The following is a 616-nucleotide window of genomic DNA, read 5'->3' as shown; positions in this document are numbered from 1 at the left end:
CCAGCGTGAATGGTTTATTGGCCGGCAAGTCAGCAAGAATTTTTTCATCCTGTTCTGTCATGCCTAATGCATCGTCAATCAGCAGCAGAATATGATCCGCCTGCGCCAATTCATTTTGGGTGCGACGGATCCCTTCCAGTTCCACCACGTCGTCGGTGGCAACATGCAACCCAGCGGTATCGGAAATTCGCAATGGCAAACCGCCAAGATGAATCTGTTCTCGCAATACATCACGCGTCGTTCCCGCAACCTCTGTCACAATCGCTGCATCATGTCCTGCCAGCCGATTATGCAGACTGGATTTACCGGCATTGGGCTGGCCAGCCAGTACCACACTGATCCCTTCGCGCAACAATCGCCCTTGCCGGGCACTGCTCTGAATCCCTGCCAGTGTTGACAGTACCTGTTGCAGCTGCAGGTCAACCTGAGCTTCACCAAGAAAATCAATTTCTTCATCGGCAAAATCAATGGAAGCTTCGACAAACATTCTCAGATGCGTGAGTTCCTGCAGAAAGTCATTCACTTTGCTGGAAAACTCGCCCTGTAATGAACGCATGGCACTCCGGGCAGCCTGCTCGGTCGAGCTCTCAATAAGATCCGCTACCGCTTCAGCTTG

1 protein-coding gene is annotated in these 616 nt (G+C 51.9%); it reads right to left on the bottom strand.

What is annotated here, in order from left to right; genetic code table 11:
* Window positions 1–616 (bottom strand): tRNA modification GTPase (locus QSJ46_RS19570; protein ID WP_285605202.1); only part of this gene is annotated, 616 nt, incomplete at both ends.

The sequence above is a fragment of the Bacillus sp. YKCMOAS1 genome, assembly GCF_030268125.1.
GTDB classification, from domain to species: Bacteria; Bacillota; Bacilli; order Bacillales; family Bacillaceae; genus Bacillus; species Bacillus safensis.
This window is presented reverse-complemented; position numbering and strand designations above follow the sequence as displayed.